General features: G+C 41.6%; 14 protein-coding genes. 5 read left to right on the plus strand and 9 right to left on the minus strand.

Annotation, left to right across the window (positions count from 1 at the left end):
- Positions 1-14 precede the first annotated feature (14 nt).
- The 8 genes from MKO06_RS13710 to MKO06_RS13745 form a co-directional block, all read right to left on the minus strand.
- The gene (locus tag MKO06_RS13710) at positions 15-719 is read right to left on the minus strand and encodes an NUDIX hydrolase (RefSeq protein WP_241552634.1); all 705 of its coding nucleotides are present in this window, start codon (positions 717-719) and stop codon (positions 15-17) included.
- 234 nt (positions 720-953) lie between these two features.
- Positions 954-2,633 carry a sodium/sugar symporter gene (locus tag MKO06_RS13715; protein WP_241552635.1) on the minus strand — a complete coding sequence of 560 codons (1,680 nt, stop codon included), beginning with the start codon at positions 2,631-2,633 and terminating at the stop codon, positions 954-956.
- Between the two features lie 198 nt (positions 2,634-2,831).
- Complete coding sequence (locus MKO06_RS13720; RefSeq protein ID WP_241552636.1) at positions 2,832-3,824, minus strand: aldose epimerase family protein; 993 nt, start codon at positions 3,822-3,824, stop codon at positions 2,832-2,834.
- Position 3,825: 1 nt separating this feature from the next.
- Positions 3,826-5,646 (minus strand): DUF885 domain-containing protein, encoded by a 1,821-nt coding sequence (locus MKO06_RS13725; protein ID WP_241552637.1) that lies wholly within the window; start codon positions 5,644-5,646, stop codon positions 3,826-3,828.
- Positions 5,633-7,510: a CocE/NonD family hydrolase gene (locus tag MKO06_RS13730; protein WP_241552638.1), complete on the minus strand. Its 1,878-nt coding sequence runs from the start codon at positions 7,508-7,510 to the stop codon at positions 5,633-5,635. The genes MKO06_RS13725 and MKO06_RS13730 overlap by 14 nt, the downstream gene beginning before the upstream one ends.
- Before the next feature lie 83 nt (positions 7,511-7,593).
- A complete protein-coding gene (gene tilS, locus MKO06_RS13735) occupies positions 7,594-8,916 on the minus strand; it encodes a tRNA lysidine(34) synthetase TilS (protein ID WP_241552639.1) in 1,323 nt (440 codons plus the stop codon).
- Positions 8,917-8,960: 44 nt separating this feature from the next.
- On the minus strand, positions 8,961-10,256 hold the full coding sequence (pabB, locus tag MKO06_RS13740; RefSeq protein WP_241552640.1) for an aminodeoxychorismate synthase component I: 1,296 nt from the start codon (positions 10,254-10,256) through the stop codon (positions 8,961-8,963).
- The gene (locus MKO06_RS13745) at positions 10,257-10,793 is read right to left on the minus strand and encodes an NADPH-dependent FMN reductase (RefSeq protein WP_241552641.1); all 537 of its coding nucleotides are present in this window, start codon (positions 10,791-10,793) and stop codon (positions 10,257-10,259) included.
- A 104-nt stretch (positions 10,794-10,897) separates the two neighbouring features.
- Between MKO06_RS13745 and MKO06_RS13750 the strand changes: the two genes are divergently transcribed.
- From MKO06_RS13750 to MKO06_RS13760, 3 genes are all read left to right on the plus strand, one after another.
- Positions 10,898-11,776, plus strand: a complete 879-nt coding sequence (locus tag MKO06_RS13750) for an aldose 1-epimerase family protein (RefSeq protein WP_241552642.1) — start codon at positions 10,898-10,900, stop codon at positions 11,774-11,776.
- Positions 11,777-12,023: 247 nt separating this feature from the next.
- Positions 12,024-13,745: a tetratricopeptide repeat protein gene (locus MKO06_RS13755; protein ID WP_241552643.1), complete on the plus strand. Its 1,722-nt coding sequence runs from the start codon at positions 12,024-12,026 to the stop codon at positions 13,743-13,745.
- Between the two features lie 494 nt (positions 13,746-14,239).
- A complete protein-coding gene (locus tag MKO06_RS13760) occupies positions 14,240-15,097 on the plus strand; it encodes a hypothetical protein (RefSeq protein WP_241552644.1) in 858 nt (285 codons plus the stop codon).
- Between the two features lie 64 nt (positions 15,098-15,161).
- On the opposite strand, the gene MKO06_RS13765 is transcribed toward MKO06_RS13760, so the two are convergent.
- The gene (locus MKO06_RS13765; protein WP_241552645.1) at positions 15,162-15,602 is read right to left on the minus strand and encodes a hypothetical protein; all 441 of its coding nucleotides are present in this window, start codon (positions 15,600-15,602) and stop codon (positions 15,162-15,164) included.
- Positions 15,603-15,814: 212 nt separating this feature from the next.
- Here MKO06_RS13765 and MKO06_RS13770 point away from each other — a divergent pair, with 212 nt between their 5' ends.
- Both MKO06_RS13770 and MKO06_RS13775 read left to right on the plus strand, forming a co-directional pair.
- On the plus strand, positions 15,815-16,891 hold the full coding sequence (locus MKO06_RS13770; protein WP_241552646.1) for a sensor histidine kinase: 1,077 nt from the start codon (positions 15,815-15,817) through the stop codon (positions 16,889-16,891).
- Positions 16,884-17,597: a LytR/AlgR family response regulator transcription factor gene (locus MKO06_RS13775; RefSeq protein WP_241552647.1), complete on the plus strand. Its 714-nt coding sequence runs from the start codon at positions 16,884-16,886 to the stop codon at positions 17,595-17,597. The genes MKO06_RS13770 and MKO06_RS13775 overlap by 8 nt, the downstream gene beginning before the upstream one ends.
- Positions 17,598-17,701: the final 104 nt, after the last annotated feature.

Genomic DNA, 17,701 nt, shown 5'->3' on the forward strand with positions numbered 1-17,701 from the left:
ACTATAAAAAGTTGCTAGGCAATCACAAAATGATAACCCGATTCACGTAATTTATTGTAGTTGTTATAATCAAACTTATATAAGAAGGCTCCCCTCTTACTGGCAGATTTGTCTTTTTCATCCAGTTTTTCAAGCACATTGAGAGACAGAACCTTTTTTCTGAAATTTCGGGAATCCAATTTTACCTGATAGATGGCCTCATATAAGCTCTGTAATTGTGGCAGGGTGAACTTCTCCGGTAGCAGCTCAAAACCTATTGGCTTGTACCGTGCATTATTCCTAAGCTGCTCCAGCGCATCCTGAACCATCTGTTCATGATCGAGAATCAGGCCTGGAAGATCCTTAATTTCGAACCAGTGAGCCTTCTTTTCATTTATGAGATCCTCATCATGTTCATCACTGCTTATAAGGGCATACTGAGCAACAGAAATACACCTGTAGCCAGGGTCGCGATCTTTCTTACCGTAGGTTTTTAGCTGTTGCATAAAAACATTGTCAAGACCCGTTATCTCTTTTAAAACCCGCTTCCCTGCAACATCGATATCTTCATCCAGCCTAACAAAACTTCCAATTAAAGACCAGCGTCCCTTAAGCGGTTCTACCAGCCTCTTGAATAAAAGCAGTTTCAATTTTCCGCTATCAAAGCCAAAAATGATGCAGTCTGTGGCCACATACATCTTCTCTTTAACCTGGTAGAGATCAGGAATTTTTTGGGTCATTAATTAAAATTTACATAAAGATAGAAATTGAAAGTATAAGTCTGGAAAAAATTAATGTAAATATTACGTTTAATATTCAGTTTAACCCAGATCAACCATATTTCATAAGCCCGGATGGAAAATACCCTGGTAAGTAACTTGTAGATCATTTCAGAAAAAGCCTTAATTCGGCACAAAAAAAAAGATCTCAAAGTGTAAACCTTGAGATCTTTTTTTAAATCAAATTTTTACTGATTACCAGAATAAGGCATATAAAAGTGCCAGGATAATAATTATGATGATACTCCCAATATTGAAAACCCGTCCTGTTTTGAACAGTCCTTTGGTAAGTTTGATAGATTTCTCCTGAATCTTTCCTCCGGTTTCAGCATAACTTATTCCTATCATGATAAGCATGGTAAGGATCCAGGTTGCCATCATCTGGTGCATGAACGGCCAGGTGATAAAGAAGGGTGAATCTATCCACCCGTTTGGTCCAACCTTAAAATAAAGCGCGATTGGAATAGATATCAATACACCCCAAATAGCCGCCTTGTTGGTGGTTTTTCTCCAGAAAAGACCAAGCATGAATACCGCCAGGATACCCGGACTCACTACTCCTGTATATTCCTGGATATACTGGAATACCTGCCCGAGATTCTTAAGCTGAGGAGCGATAATGATAGCAATAACTAGAGATACAGCAGCGGTCATACGACCTACGTTCACAAGTCTCTGCTCAGAACCACCTTCCTTGTGAAAGAAGGGCTTATAGATATCCATGGTAAAGATAGTGGCTGTTGAGTTAAGCATCGAAGCCAGTGAGGAAACGATCGCTGCAGCAAGGGCCGCCAGCACCAATCCTTTAAGACCTGTAGGAACGAATTCCTTGATCAACCAGGGTGCTGCATTGTCATTGATTACCTGCCCGTTACCTCCAAAGAAGGAAGCATCGGTCACCCCGGTTACGATATTTCCACCCGCATCGGTATTCATTACAAAAGCAATAATTCCGGGGATTACGGTAATAAGCGGGATAAGAAGCTTTAAGAAACCGGCCAGTACAATACCTTTCTGAGATTCCTTTAAACTTTTTGCAGCCAGGGTACGCTGAATGATATACTGGTTGAAACCCCAATAGTAAAGGTTAGCAACCCACATTCCTCCAACAAGAACGGCTAAGCCGGGAAGATCCCACCAGGCGTCCTTTCCATTAGGCGTAATGATCTCTCCCTTATCAAGGATCATGGAGAATTTCTCTGGCACCTCGTTGTACACCTTAACCATTCCGCTGAAGATATTCCCGTCATCAGAAACATGTCCCAGGGCTATAATAGTCGTGATCAAACCACCTGCTACCAGCAGTACTACCTGTACAACATCTGTCCAGGCAACGGCCGAAAGTCCGCCGTAAAGTGAATAGGCCGCAGCAAAAAGCGCCAGCCCTATGATACTGGCCATAAAGATGGAACCATCACCATCTCCAATAATAGTATCCAGGGCCGTAGCTCCAAGATAAAGTACAGAAGTCAGGTTTACGAAGATGAAAAGACATATCCAGAATACGGCTAAAATGGTCTTTAGATTCTTGCTGTATCTAACCTCTATGAATTCGGGTATGGTGTATAACTTCTTTTCGATGAAAATTGGCAGGAAGAATTTACCTACAATGATCAAGGTAAGTGCTGCCATCCATTCATAAGAAGCGATGGCCAATCCAAGCGCGAAACCTGAACCCGACATCCCGATAAACTGTTCTGCCGAAATATTGGCAGCGATCAGAGAAGCACCAATCGCCCACCAGGGAAGCGATTTACTAGCCAGGAAGTAATCTTCTGAAGTTTTTCCCTTTCCGCGGGATACCCAAAGGCCAATTCCAATAATAACGAGACCATAGGTGATAAAAACTATCAGGTCCAGTAATTTAAATTCCATACATTAGATGAGTTTAATTGATTTGTGTAAAGGAAAACCCCAGAAATGTACTACCTCCTTCCCGCACACTTAAAGCCCTAAAGAACAGGCTTCTGGCCTGCACTATCTTAATCCTAAGGTTTTCTTAAAAAATTTCGGTTAAATATAGAATTATAAAGTTTAACCCGAAAAATTCCTTTTATAAAATTTTACAAGAAGTTATCTTAAACTAAAGGAGAAAACAATCTCATTTTGGTAAGTTTCTCCAGGCCTTAACTCACTGGATGGAAAGTTTCTATAGTTAGGAGCGTCCGGATAATTTTGAGCCTCCAGTGCGATCGCAGGAAATTTTGAGTCTACCGGGCTCTTATAATTCCATTCCTGAGGCAATTTTTCAGGCACATAAACAACTAAAACCGGCTGATCGCTGTGCATATTCATTTTTACTCCGCTAAGAGGAGCAAAAAGACTGGCCGCATTCTCCCTGGAGTTATCGATCACAAAGACATCGTCCAGTTTTCGATTGCCAATAAGCCTGTTTTCCATAAAGGATTTTGGGTGATCCTTAAGATTCTCCAGGTTTCCGGTTGGCAGATTCTTATCATCCAGCTGTAGAATTTTTGCTGAATCGATCTGCAAAAAATGATCGCTAACACTACCTCCCCCGTTTAGATTCCAGTAAACATGGTTGGTAAGATTAACAACGGTTTCACGGTCGGTCGTGGCTGAATAATTAACCTTGATTTCATCATTCTCCGTAAGTGTGAAGCTAACCATAACTTTCAGGTTTCCCGGGTACCCCTCTTCCAGATGCTCACTAAAATAAGAGAGTTTTACCGAAGGATCAGGCCCTTCAGTCACCTCTTCTATTTCCCAAATCTTGTATTGAAAACCCTGCTTCCCTCCGTGCAGATGTACTCCATCCTTTTGATAAAGCTCGAATTCATCTTCTCCAAGGCTGAAGCTTCCGTTGGCAATTCTGCCGGCATACCTCCCTATGCTGGCACCAAAACACTGGTTGGCATCGTAATATTCAGACTTTAAAAAATCTTCGACTTCCTGAGGTCCAACTACCAGCTCAAGGTGTTTGGAATCCCGTGACCTCATCTTAAAACTGAAAATGGTAGCGCCAAAATTGAGTATCTTGAGGCTGCTTTTTCTGGAGTTCACAAGCCTGGTAAGCTTTAACTGGGAAGGTTCTATAGAATTCAAATTAGTTTTTTTTAGTTTTCACCCATTCATTCACCTGTTCCTCCAGGAGATCCAACGGTACAGATCCGTTGGTTAGAACCACGTCATGAAACTCGGCGATATCGAAATTGTCACCTAATTGCTCCCTGGCCTGTTCCCTTAATTCGATTATTCGGTTCATACCAATCTTATAGGCGGTTGCCTGGCCTGGCATTACAATATGTCTCTCCACCATTTTCACACAGGCACTTTCAGCTGCAGGAGTGTTTTGCATATAATAATCGATCCCTTCCTGCCGGGTCCATTTTTTTGAATGTATTCCTGTATCCACAACAAGCCTGCAGGAACGCCAGAGTTCCATGGCCAGCCTTCCAAAATCGGAATACGGGTCCTGGTAAAATCCGGCTTCTTTCGGAATCAATTCACTATACAGGCCCCAACCTTCCACATAGGCCGGGTAAAAGCTGAATTTTCGAAATTGCGGAATGCTATCCAGTTCCTGGGCGATAGCGATTTGCATATGATGCCCGGGAATCCCTTCATGATAGGCAAGTGCTTCCATTTCGTACTTAGGCATTGCCTTCATATCATATAAATTCGCATAATAGGTTCCGGGCCTGGAACCGTCTATGGCCGGCTGCTGATAAAACGCCTTTCCGGCACTTTTTTCGCGGAAGGGCTCCACGGCTTTTACCACGATATCGGCTTCTGGTTGAGTATTGAACAATTTGGGCAACTCCGCTTTCATCGTATTGATGATCTCCTTCGCCTTTTTAAGGTAGGCCTGCCTCCCCTCTTCGGAATTTTCATAATAGAACTGCTCATTATTCTTCATGAACTCAAAGAATTCCTGCAGATTACCTTCAAATCCCACTTCTTCCTTGATCTTTTCCATTTCCCCATGGATACGGGCCACTTCACTCAGCCCGATCTCATGGATCTCATCTGAGCTAAGACCCGTAGTTGTATAACGATTAAGAGCGTTCGCGTAGAATTCCTCGCCTTTTGGAAATTTCCAGGCACCGGCCTCATCGGTTGCGCGTTTTTGCTGATTCTGAAGAAAATCAATAAGGTTATTATAAGCTGGCTGAACATGATCGATAAGAGCAGTTTCAGCATCGCTTATCAATTGTCGCCTTTCTTCCAGAGAAAGCTCCAGCTTTTCCAGCTTGGATGTGAAATCTTCCATCAGGGCACTGGATCCTGCACCACTGGTAAATGGCTTTCCTGAAATTACATTCCTGGAAGCATCCAGGGTTCGGTCAAAAACGAATTTTGGAGGAATCACCCCATTTTGCTCCCTTAATTTCAGCTGTTCAATGATCTGTTCCATGGCTTTTTCGATTCCTTTTAGCCGCGAAATATAGGCCCTGGCATCTCCAATGGAATCGATTTGATGCATATTAATAAGAAAAGCGGGCAGTTCGGCGTGATAACCATGCATCTGGTTCACCGGGTAATTATAAAAACGGTATTTATAATCTTCGATCTGGTTTTCCAACTGGCGCTGAGACAACTGGTAGCTCAGCATGGTTTGTTCATTTAATGCAGCAGTATTTACCTCCTCAAGGTATTCCTTTCTTCTTTTGGCCTGTTCCAGGTCTTCGGTATATTTTTCGCTCGAAAAATCATCCCATTTCCCGTAACTGGTCTTCATCCCCATACGGGTTTGCAACATGGGTGATTCTTCAACCTCCTTCTGAAACTCCTTTTCAAAATAGGTATTCAGTTCAGCCGAAGCTTTTTCGATCTCTTCCGAGGTATAGGTTTCTCCCTGTTTATCTTCAGCACAGGAAATAACCAGAAGGGATATGAAAAGGAAAAAATAGCTATTTAGTTTCATTTTCCTGTTTTTGCTCTTTTAAAACCGAAATTATGATCTCGGAATCTCCGTATACCGAATGCGTTTGCTTTTGAAAGTCATCTTCTTCTGCCTTGAAGATATTATCTACATAGGTTTGAGGATTCAGGTCTATAAGAGGGAACCAGGTGCTTTGAACCTGTATCTGTAATTTGTGACCCTTTTTAAAGGTATGGTTCACACCCTGAAGGCTTAGGTTCACTTCGGTCTTTTTATTGGGTTCAAAAGGCTCCGGATTCTCGAAACCATTTCTGAAACGCCCTCTCATCACTTCGCTTCTAACCATCATATGATAATTGCTCATTTTAAGGTGAGGCATGGTTTCTTCGTAATTTTCGGCATCAGGCGGATAAACATCGATGATCTTTACCACCCAGTCTGCAGAAGTTCCAGTAGTAGCTACCTTCAGTTTAGCCTCGATAGGGCCAACAATTTTGAGATCTTCTTCCAGCACTTCGGTCTCAAAAACCAGAACATCAGGTCTTCTGGCGGCGAAACGCTGATCACCGGTCATATATTCTCTGGGAGTAAATACCGTTTTGATCTCATCATTGTAAGAAACCGGTTTTTCCGGGTCACTAACAAATTCCTCCACGTTTCCTGAAGGTGCATCAACCAGCTTTTGATCGTCTCCCAGGTAAAAGCTCATCGAACTGGTATTCTTCGGAGGCCATTCCTGGTAATTGTTCCATTTTCTTAGACCGGTGTCATAAATATGCGCTTCGGGAAGATCGGGTTTACCTTCAGCATTTCCCTTCAGAAAATGATTGAAGAACACGGTCTCATAATCTCTCTGGAAATGAGTAGAGATGCTGTCACCAAAATAGACATTCCCAACGGCCTGCCTGCCTGATTCCCTTGCCCAGTCCCCATGACTCCATGGCCCGAAAACCAGCATATTGAAATTATCGCTATTTTCTTCAATGCTGTTGTAAATTGCGAACGGCCCGTACAGGTCTTCCGCGTCAAATAGTCCGCCAACGATCATCACCGCCGGTTTAATGTCTTTCATATGCTGAACGATCCCCCGTTTCTGCCAGAAATCGTCATAATTAGGGTGTTCCTTCAGCTGCTGCCAGAACTCATTATCTTCCTTATAATACTCGTCCAGGTTGCTCAATGGCCCCTGGTCCAGGAAAAACTGGTACTGGTCTTCGGTTCCCAGATCCGGAAAGCTATACCACGCGGTATCTACCGGGGTTTCCTTTTGGTACCCGAACACCGATGTCGCCCGCCAGTAGCTCAGCAAATAAGCTCCATTATGGTGAAAATCATCAAAAAAGAAATCGCCGATACTTGCCTGTGGCGAAGCTGCCTTTAAAGCCGGGTGATCGCTGAGCAGTGAATAGGTGGAATAGAAACCAGGATAGGAAATTCCCCAGGTTCCCACCCTTCCGTTATTGTTTTCAACATTATTGATCAGCCATTCGATGGTATCATACGTATCACTGGCTTCATCGACCTCTTTTCCTTGTTTATTCGGAATATAGGCACGCATATTATCATATTTTCCCTCGCTCATCCATCTGCCGCGCACGTCCTGGTAAACAATGATATTACCTTCCTTCATCAGGATCTCGTTAGGACCTATCTTAGACCTGAACTGGTCTTCACCATATGGCCGGGAACTATACGGTGTACGCTGCATTAAAATTGGATATTCCTGGGAAGTATCCTTTGGAGAATAAATAGTGGTATGAAGTTTAACACCATCCCTCATAGGGATATCCACTTCCATTTTTGTGTAATACTTCTTGACATCGTATTCTGCATCTGTCTGGGCAAATACCGGACTTAAAATGATAAATGCGAATAGATTAAGCAGGTAAAATTTATAGGTCTTCATTAAGCTGGTTTTTTTAAGCTCCTAAAGATAGAAATATGCGTAAGAAACCTGAAATATTTCTGAATTTTAAGATCGCCCCCGGTTTAGCAGGGAACATTGGTAGAGATTCGAAGGATTTGAGTTTCCTTATCTTCCACCGCAAACCTATTATCGGCCCGGTGATTGATCACCCAAACCAGGTCTTCCCCTGAGAATAACAGCCAGGTATTTTCCTTTTCCGGAAGGGAGAATTTTTCATCCTTAAAGAACCTGCTCAATTTCTTTTTTCCATTCATTCCGAAGGGATAAAAATAATCCCCTTTCTTCCACTTCCTCACAGTTAAAGGATACTGAAGCTTTTGTTTTGGAACGTAAATGCAATTTTTGGAAAATGCCGCCATCTTTTCAACCTCGCAAATATGAAGCGTTCCCAGGTTAGGGATCATGACGTAATTTTCAGATTCCTCCAGGTGATATTCTTTTTCTCCCGAAGGCTTTTTCCTTTCTGTAAGCAACAATTTATCACGATCCCTGATAAGTCGAAAATCTTCGGAATATACCATTTTCCCACTCTGGGCGTTCAGCAGCTCGTAAACATCATTCCACTCAGTAAAACCAAAGGATTTCAGAAGTTGATACAATACCTGCCTTGGATTAGGAACCTTTTTCAAAAACTCGATATCAAGCTGATAGCCATAGGTGCTTTTTTCAACAATCTTAGGATACAACAGGCTTATATAATCCTCCACGAGATCCATGCTTTCCCTTAAATGTGACTGTGTCCTGGCAAAACTTTCCAGCAGTTGAGGGTTGAGTTCCTGCAGTACCGGCACGATTTGATGCCTAATTCGGTTACGCATGTATTTATCGGAATGATTGCTGCTGTCTTCGCGCCATTTAAAGTGATTTTCCCTGGCAAAACTCTCGATCTCGTCCCTGGTGAAGTCCAGTATAGGCCTGATCACTTTTTTGTTCTCCCTTTTGATCCCGGTAAGACCTTCAGGGCCGGTGCCGCGTACCAGGTTGATCAGAAAGGTTTCAAGGTTATCATTGGCATGATGCCCGGTAAGTATATAATCAAAATGCAGGGAAGCACATAATTCTTCGAACCACTGGTACCTTAAATCCCTCGCAGCCATTTGAACCGAGATCCCATTCTCTTCGGCATAAGATAGAGTATCAAAACTTTGCGTAAAGACCTCTACTTCCAGTGAGTCAGCAAGATCTACCACGAAGCTCTCGTCTTCATCGCTTTCGTCTCCTCGTAAATTGAAATTGCAATGAGCGATGGAAAATTCCAGTTTTGCGCGATGACAAAGATGTGCCAGCACCACGCTGTCTACTCCACCGCTCACGGCGAGTAAGAGTTTACCGTTCCCCAAAAAAGGGTAATTGGTCTTGATCTGGTTCTTGAAGGCTTTTTCCATACTCTCTCAAAGATACGAATGCCTGTAGAAATCTGGCAAGGATCTTAATTCAGATTGGAAAGAACTTCACGCATGGCCCTGGCCTTGAGCAAACACTCTTCGTATTCCTTCTGTGGATCAGATTTTGCCGTGATGGCACCCCCTACCGAAAATGACAGGTATTTGTTGCTGGAATTGTAAAGAATACTGCGAATCACTACGTTAAAATCGAAATCGGCCTCTGGAGTGAAATAACCAACAGCACCGCTATACAATCCACGTCTCGATTCTTCCAGTTTTTCGATGATCTTCATGGCCGAGATCTTTGGAGCACCGGTCATACTGCCCATAGGAAAACTGGTTCTTAAAGCTTCCACCGCGGGAATTCCCTCGGCCAGTCTTGCCTTTACCGTAGAAATAAGCTGGTGTACCTGCCTGAAGCTATAAACCTTACAAAGTTCATCCACCTGCACACTTCCTTTTTCTGCGATTCGAGAAAGATCATTGCGCACCAGGTCCACGATCATTACATTTTCTGACTGTTCTTTGGGATCGCTCGCCAGTTCCTTAGCGATACGCAGGTCTTCTTCGGGATTTTCAGATCGCCGCGCTGTTCCCTTGATAGGCTGGGAAAGCAATTGCTTACCTTTCTTTTTCAGATAGCGTTCGGGAGAAGCAGAAATAAGGTGATAATTTTCGAGTTTTAAATATGCAGCAAAAGGCGGAGTGGAAATCTGGTTAAGTGACTTGTATATATCCCTTGCTTCAATGTTAACATTTTCAGCATAAAATTCCTGGCAAAAGTTGGCCTCATAAATATCGCCACGGTGAATATGCTCCAGCATTACTGTTACCTTTTCCAGATATTCTTCTTTTGAGATCCGGCTTTTAACGACCAGGGAGGAACTTTCAGAATGTATTTCTTCTGGTGTCTCCATGATTTCCTGGAAATCCGCATCGATCTCATCATCCACCATTCTAAGGTACTGGCATTCTACCATTTCTCCCTTTATGAAAAATATCTTTTGCGGCTGAAAGAAGTAAAGGTCTGGAAATTCGAGTCCGTCGTGATTCATGGAAAACAGGTCTTCCACATCATTTTTAAGATCATAACTCAAATAGCCAAATATCCAATCGGCCGTTGTTTCCTGGTATTCTTTCAGTTTATCAAAGGCATCCACATGGTCGGTCTTGATTGCCGTAAATGCCTCAACGGCCAGGATCGCCTCATATTCCCCGGTTTTGGAATCTCCTTCATTGCTGTCGAGCCACACCACATCCTGGAATCTACTACCCCAGGAGAACAGCCTGTCTTTGAATTTCGCGGAGTCTTTTATTGAAAAAGTCTTGGAAGTACGCACTTAGGTTTCAATTTGATGCGCAAAGGTAGTAAGCACATCTTCAATTCCCATATCCAGCACTTCGTTAATTACCCTGCCATCCTGGAAATTGTCACGAAATGATGGAAAACTGAAATTCTCTATCACTTCCCCGCCAAACCTGATAAAAATATGTCGTGTATACTCCAGGGATGATTTCGCACCGCGTTTTCCCGGTGAGGTACTGAATAGCAGAATTTGCTTGCCTTCAAGAAAGTTTCTCTTATTTCTCGAAAGCCAGTCGATGGTATTTTTAAAAAAGGCAGAAGAAGCTCCGTTATGCTCATTTACCGCGATCACCAGCGAATCGTGCGCATCTATCAAATCCTGGATCTTTTTCACATTTTCTGGAATGCCTTCATCCACTTCAATATCCCGGCTATAAATAGGAAGGGGAAAATCGGTTAATTTGATCTGGGTTATTTCATGACCTTTTATCCGGTTCACGATATGATCAAGCATTTCCTGGTTAATAGAAACACTGCTATTGGAACCTGCAAAGGCCAGGATCTTTTTCATAACAAGCTTATTTTTCACTAAAAATACCCAAATTTTACTTAGTTCAACAAATCTATTTTTCCTGAAAAAACAGAATTGTAACTTTATCCCAAAATGAGCAGGTTTTGAAGAAGCATTCCGCAGAAAATGAATTCCTAAAGATACAAATCCAGGAAACCGGGGCCGAGCTGTGTAGCCTGATAGACAAGCGAACTGGTATTGAGCACATCTGGCAGGCCGATCCTAAAATCTGGAGCAGCCATGCTCCTAACCTTTTTCCAATCATCGGAGCTTTGAAAGACGGAATGACCTATTTTGAAGGTAAACCATACGAGATCCCCAAACACGGACTCGTTCGGCATAATAAAGATATCCGCCTGAAACAGCGTACCGAAACCGAACTGGTCTTTGAGTTGATCTATTCAGAAGACAGCCTGAAGTTATATCCGTTTAAATTCGATTTCAGGATTAGTTTCAGCCTAAGTGGAAGTTCTCTTCAGGTCAAACACCAGGTGATCAACCTGGGCACTGAAAAAATGTATTTTTCGCTGGGTGGTCATCCCGCATTCAATATCTGCCTTTTTGAAAAAGAAAAGATCGAGGATTATTCGATCGAATTCGACCAGAACATGAATCTGGACACCTATCTTCTAAATGATGACGGCCTGGTTAGCACTACTACCCGTAAAGTCCTGGAAAATGAGAATAGTATCAGGCTTAGCCCGGAAATCTTTAAAAAAGACGCACTTATTTTCAAAAATATCGCTTCCTCTAAAGCCAGGCTCATAAGTAAGCAAAAAGGTGAAATACTTTCGGTACACTATTCAGATTTCAGGAACCTGGGTATCTGGGCCAAGCCCGGAGCACCTTATGTATGTATTGAACCCTGGCTGGGAATCGCAGATACGGCGGAGACAGACCAGCAGCTTAAAAATAAAGAAGGCATCATGGAACTGATGCCTGCTCAGGAATTTAAAGCCGGTTACACGATAGCCATCGCGTAAAAACTTTATTATTTAACTTCTGTTTTTTCTCTTTGCCTCTTTAGCAGCACGTTTTTCTTTTAAAGTCATCGTTGGTTCTTTCTTAGCCGAATTCTTCGATGGTGATTTCTCTTTAGACATGATTTCTATAATTAGAATTAACCTCTAAATGTAGTGAATGTTCTAATACAAAAATCAGAAATTTAAGTGATCATTTCGTATTTTTATAGTCCCTTTTCCAGAACGGCCTGCTCATAAATCATTTATTATGAGACCATTAATTTACACCCTGGCCATCCTGCTGTTTTTTTCCTGCAAAAATTCTGAAAATGAACCTGAAGAGATCCTTATCAAAGAAGCTCCAGAAAGCAGGTACGGTTGTGCTCCACAGGTAACGGACACTGACTGGTACAAATCTGATAATAAAGCGCCGCTCTTCGAGGGACTTGATGCAGTAGATTATCCCATAGAAACAAACAATCCGGAAGCCCAGAAATATTTCAACCAGGGCCTTGTGCTCGCATACGGTTTTAATCATGCCGAAGCAGCAAGATCGTTCTATTATGCAACGAAACTGGACCCTGAGTGCGCCATGTGTTACTGGGGTTACGCCTATGTGCTGGGTCCTAATTATAACGCCGGCATGGAAGACGATAATTATGAGAGAGCTTTTGAAGCGATACAAAAAGCAAAAAAAGCAGGATCGGGTTCAGAAAAGGAAATGGCATTGATCAATGCAATGTATGAAAGATACGAGGCCGACCCGGTGGAAGACAGAACTCAACTTGACCAGGCCTACAGCCAGGCGATGAAAAAAGTTCATCAAAAATATCCGGAAGATGAAAATATTGCAGCGATGTATGCCGAGTCTATTATGAACATGCATCCCTGGCAATTATTCGACAAGCAGGGAAATCCGGAACCCTGGACACCAGAAATTGTGGGACTACTTGAAAATATTCTGAAAAAGAATCCGGATCACCCAGGGGCCAACCACTTTTACATTCATGCCGTAGAAGCATCCAGCACCCCTGAACGGGCGAATGCATCTGCTAAGGCTTTCGATGACGGACTGGTCCCTGGCTCAGGCCATCTTGTTCATATGCCATCCCATGTTTATATAAGAACCGGCGAATATCACAAAGGGACCGTAGCCAATATAAAAGCTGTAGAAGCAGATAGTATTTACGTAACTAAATGCCATGCACAGGGAGCTTATCCCCTGGCCTATTATCCGCATAACTATCATTTTCTGGCGGCGACAGCTACGCTTGAGGGTAATAGCGAATGGGCTATGATAGGAGCCAATAAATTATCTGAACATGTTCACCCAGATCTCATGAAAGAACCCGGCTGGGGTACGCTTCAGCATTACTATGCTATCCCGTTATATGTGCAGGTTAAACTTGGCCGCTGGAATGACCTGGTCAATTCTGAATTTAAAACCTATGACCTGCCATATCTGGAAGCGGTTAAGAATTATGCCCAGGGAATGGCCTATATGGCCAATAATGACCTGGATAATGCGAATAAAAAGCTGAAAAATCTTGAAAATCTCGCCGAAGATGAAAGCCTGGAAGAAGTAAGTATCTGGGAGATCAATTCGGTTTCTACCCTGATGCAGATCGCCAAAAGAGTACTTAAGGCTGAAATTCTAGCAAACCAGGAACAATTTGAGGAAAGTATAGCCTTGCTGAAAGAAGCCGTGGAAATTGAAGATTCACTTAATTATGATGAACCTCCAGATTGGTTCTTTTCGGTAAGACATCATTTGGGAGCCGTGCAGATAGAAGCCGGCAACTACCAGGAAGCCATAACAACCTATAATGAAGACCTTAATAGACTTCCAAAGAATGGCTGGGCCCAGCACGGGATGAAACTGGCCTATGAATATCTGAATGACGTAGATAACGTTAAAAAAATGGATCAATTAATTGCAAGCAGCTGGAAAGGAGCTGATATTGAGATCAATTCATCCCGAATCAAATAATTATACAATTACCTGCAAATCAATTTTTTATTATTTTCAAAGTATAAAAAGTTATCCTATGAAAAATTAAAATCTAATCTTCGGGCTTTTTTTTCCTTTTGGCCGTTTCCATATCACAGGCTCAGGAAGATATTGTACATATTCTTAATGGAGGAAAAAAAGGTAAGGTAACCTCGGTAAGCAGTGACGTGATAAGTTTCGTCTATTCTGGTGACTTAATATTTTGACATTTTTCAGGCCTTAGCCATAAAATTGAAATTGACCGAATAAAGCCAAATTGCGATTTTCTCTACTTTGAATATTTCAAAATCTGCATCCAAACAACTTATTCATGAAATAATTCATTCTTATCTCTTGATTAAACAATTACTAAAGTCAAGAACAACAAATTGTTTACCAGTATTTTAGCTTATTTTTATAAATCTTTTTTATGCTCTGAAATTGATTTTTAATAATCAAGGTGAATGTTAGGAATTTATTTGAAAACCTGAAATATGAAGACGCGAGCAATGCAATTCAATATCCTGAAGATCTTTTTTCTAAGCGCTTTTATAGTATGTTTCATATCCTGTTCAGAGGACGATGACGCAGATGAAATTGATGATACTAATGGAGATAATGAGGAAATCGATGGGGACGATGATAATTCGAACGGGAATGACGGAGATTCCTTCGATAATTCAGATATAGTTTTCCTTTTGATCGATGAGGACGCCATCGACAATGGAAATGAACCCAATAATTTTTCAGAAACCGATGTGAACGATAATATAGCTGAAATTGGCCAGAGAGCCATCCTTGATTATTTCCAGGATAATATTGGTGAGACTATCGATCTATATTCGGGACAGGTTGGCGATGAGGGATTCTTCGCTCCCAGCACCATTCCAGACAGCTGGATTTCTGCAGGACCAACCAATAGTGGATTACAAAATTACCTCACCCCCGGTCCCGGCCTTGGTGCCGAGGGCGACGATCCCGAAGTGCTGCTGGACGAAATTCCTGATGTGATTCCCTTACGGGCCACCGGACTTAAAATGCTGGAAGGTGAAACCGTTTACGTCGTGGTTTATGACAGCGATATTTCTATCAATTATGACCCGATCGAAGCTAACCTTCAGGGCGATAACCTGGGCATCGTCGCCTTTGATGTACTGAGCGTTACAGAAAGAACCAACGGTTCAAGTTCTGATCTTCCGGTGATCAGCATTCGAATTCGTGATGCTGAAGAAATCGGGCAACTCAACCTGGGACTATTTTCCAATGCCCCTGTTCCGGAATCATCTTCTGAACCTTTTGACGTTGAGCCACCGGCAGGGCCTGAGTCCATTGAAATTGTAAATGCCAGTTAGGATTATGTTCTAAAAACTGTTCTCGGTCGCGCCGCTAATGCAGTTTCATATAAAGCCGCGTCGATCATGTTTTAAGTGATGAAACCCTATCTAATTCTGAATTTCTTATCCAGTTTAAAATAAAGCTGGCCATTCTGCCAATCAGAAAAGTAAATCCTCCAAATACTGGAGCAAGCAATGTCATCTTAAGACCTCCTGCAAATAATGCCGGCTCGACATCACCCAAAGCTTCAAAAGCATCAAAGATCTGGATAAGGCCTATAAACTGGGTAAATAATCCTACGACCAATGCCAGCAATGCCAATTGATTTATTAAGGTTATAGATTTATGAAAGACATGAGTTGGCGATTTGAGTTTCATCGCCGACCTTGTTATTAAAAATAGGATCAATAGAAAGGAAATAAGAATTAGGCTCATCGCAAGAGGTCCCCCTTCGTTAATCCTTGCGAATAACTGGTCAAAAAATCCTTGCTGCTGTACTATCAAAATTCTTAATGCTAACATTTTTGGTTTTTTATGGATTATATATCCAAATCTACTTTATAAGTTCTATGCTTAAAATTAAATGAGACGAACTGCAGGACCAGATAGCTTTTCGGCATATTTATCGGCTTAAAACTACTGAAATTGCTATTGAATGTTATCCAGCCTTCTAAACTGGTAATTTGTCGCAAAAATTTTCTTCTTTGATATTTTAGTGGGATTTTTATCAATTGATGAATATTGCCGGTGCATTTTTAGAATTAGGAAAGAGAATACTATTACATGGTCTTTTCTGGCTGGTGGTTCTTTTATTTTTCACCTTCTTTTTTGGGTTCGAAGGTGCAGGTTTCAATACCATCATTACATTTTCGGCATTTTTTCTCCCGGTAACCATGGGGACGACTTACGCATTCGTGTACAGGCTCATCCCCGATTATCTTATTCTGAAGAAATATCTTCAATTCGTTTTATACTCCCTGGCGGTATTTATAATTTCAGCAACCTACATCAGCATTTCGGCCTTTTATGGAATAATCTTGACCGCAGGTTATGATTACCAGGAAAACTTCCCCCTCACCAAAAGTCTTATTTATATTCTGATTAGTGTTTACCTGGTAGTTGCGATCGCTTCCGCTTTCAGTCTTTTGAAATATAATTATTCAGCTTTTGCTAAAAACGAAGAGCTGAAAAACAGGATCCTGGAGGCACAACTAAAACTAAAGGAACAGGAACTTCAGTATTTAAAGACGCAGATCCATCCGCATTTTCTGTTCAATACGCTGAATACTATTTACGGCCTAAGCCTGGCTAACAAGCCTTCAACCCCTGAAATGATCCTAAGGCTTTCAGAACTTTTGGATTACATTCTATACCAAACTAAAAAGCCCTTAGTGAAACTTGAAGACGAAGTAAATCACATTCGCAATTATATTGACCTTGAAAGAAAAAGGTTCCAGGATACACTGGAAATTGAATTGAATTGTGACAGAATTCCTTTAGAAACAGAGATCGCACCCATGCTGCTTTTGCCATTTGTGGAGAACAGTTTTAAACATGGTAAAGGCAATGACGGTAAACTTCAAATATCCATCTGGATTAAACTAAAAGAGGAAAACCTTGATTTCAAAATCGTAAATTCGATAAGGAAAAGTTCTGAAAGAACAGTTGGACAGGGAATTGGACTGCAAAATATAAAACGCAGATTAGACCTGATTTATGGAGACGACTATCAACTGAATATTGAAAATAGAAAAGAAACATTTTGTGTTTATCTCCAACTGAATACCTCAAAATTCAAGGCCGATGTCTGATAAAATTAAATGTCTCATCGTTGATGATGAATCCATAGCACTGGATATCCTGGAAAATCATCTATCGAAGATCGAAAAAATCGAGTTAGCAGGAAGATGTTCCAACGCTAGTGAGGCTTTTAATATGATCAATTCCCGGAAGACCGACCTTATTTTTCTGGATATAAATATGCCTGGCATCTCTGGGATTTCATTTGCTAAATCCATCAATAAGGACATAAAAATCATTTTCACCACCGCCTATAGAGAATATGCGATTGAAGGTTTTAACCTGCATGCAGTAGACTATCTGCTGAAACCTATTTCCTATGGCCGCTTACTGGATGCCATAAACAATTACTCCCAGGTTCATTTTCAAAAAACTATTGAAAATGAGAAAAATGAAAACCAGGCAGATTTTATATTCGTAAAGATAGACCGAAAAATGCACAGGATAGACTATCATAAAATTCTATGGATAGAAAGTCTTAGTGATTACCTGAAGATCGAAACCACAGAGGGAACCAGGGTGACCAGGGAAACGATTTCTGCAATAGAAGATAAACTTCCAGATAACAGGTTTATTCGTGTACACCGCTCTTTTATCATTTCTGTTGATAAAATAGAAAGCTATTCAAACGAAGAGATCGTCATTCAGAACAGATCGGTACCTATCAGCAGGACCTATAAAGAGAATGTTATCAATAGTCTTGAAAAGTATCAATAAGAAACGACGCAGTAGACGTCGACTCCGCTCAGCCTGACCTTAACGATGAATATTCTGGAATTGATTCAGAATGACAATTAAAAAAACCACCCAATTATTGAGTG

The organism is Christiangramia oceanisediminis (assembly GCF_022570735.2).
In the GTDB taxonomy this organism is placed as follows: Bacteria; Bacteroidota; Bacteroidia; order Flavobacteriales; family Flavobacteriaceae; genus Christiangramia; species Christiangramia oceanisediminis.

Coding starts and splice junctions, on each gene's coding strand:
- MKO06_RS13710 (WP_241552634.1), bottom strand. CDS start 719: ATGACCCAAAAAATTCCTGATCTCTACCAGGTTAAAGAGAAGATGTAT.
- MKO06_RS13715 (WP_241552635.1), bottom strand. CDS start 2,633: ATGGAATTTAAATTACTGGACCTGATAGTTTTTATCACCTATGGTCTC.
- MKO06_RS13725 (WP_241552637.1), bottom strand. CDS start 5,646: ATGAAACTAAATAGCTATTTTTTCCTTTTCATATCCCTTCTGGTTATT.
- MKO06_RS13730 (WP_241552638.1), bottom strand. CDS start 7,510: ATGAAGACCTATAAATTTTACCTGCTTAATCTATTCGCATTTATCATT.
- tilS (WP_241552639.1), bottom strand. CDS start 8,916: ATGGAAAAAGCCTTCAAGAACCAGATCAAGACCAATTACCCTTTTTTG.
- MKO06_RS13745 (WP_241552641.1), bottom strand. CDS start 10,793: ATGAAAAAGATCCTGGCCTTTGCAGGTTCCAATAGCAGTGTTTCTATT.
- MKO06_RS13755 (WP_241552643.1), top strand. CDS start 12,024: ATGAGACCATTAATTTACACCCTGGCCATCCTGCTGTTTTTTTCCTGC.
- MKO06_RS13760 (WP_241552644.1), top strand. CDS start 14,240: ATGAAGACGCGAGCAATGCAATTCAATATCCTGAAGATCTTTTTTCTA.
- MKO06_RS13765 (WP_241552645.1), bottom strand. CDS start 15,602: ATGTTAGCATTAAGAATTTTGATAGTACAGCAGCAAGGATTTTTTGAC.
- MKO06_RS13770 (WP_241552646.1), top strand. CDS start 15,815: ATGAATATTGCCGGTGCATTTTTAGAATTAGGAAAGAGAATACTATTA.
- MKO06_RS13775 (WP_241552647.1), top strand. CDS start 16,884: ATGTCTGATAAAATTAAATGTCTCATCGTTGATGATGAATCCATAGCA.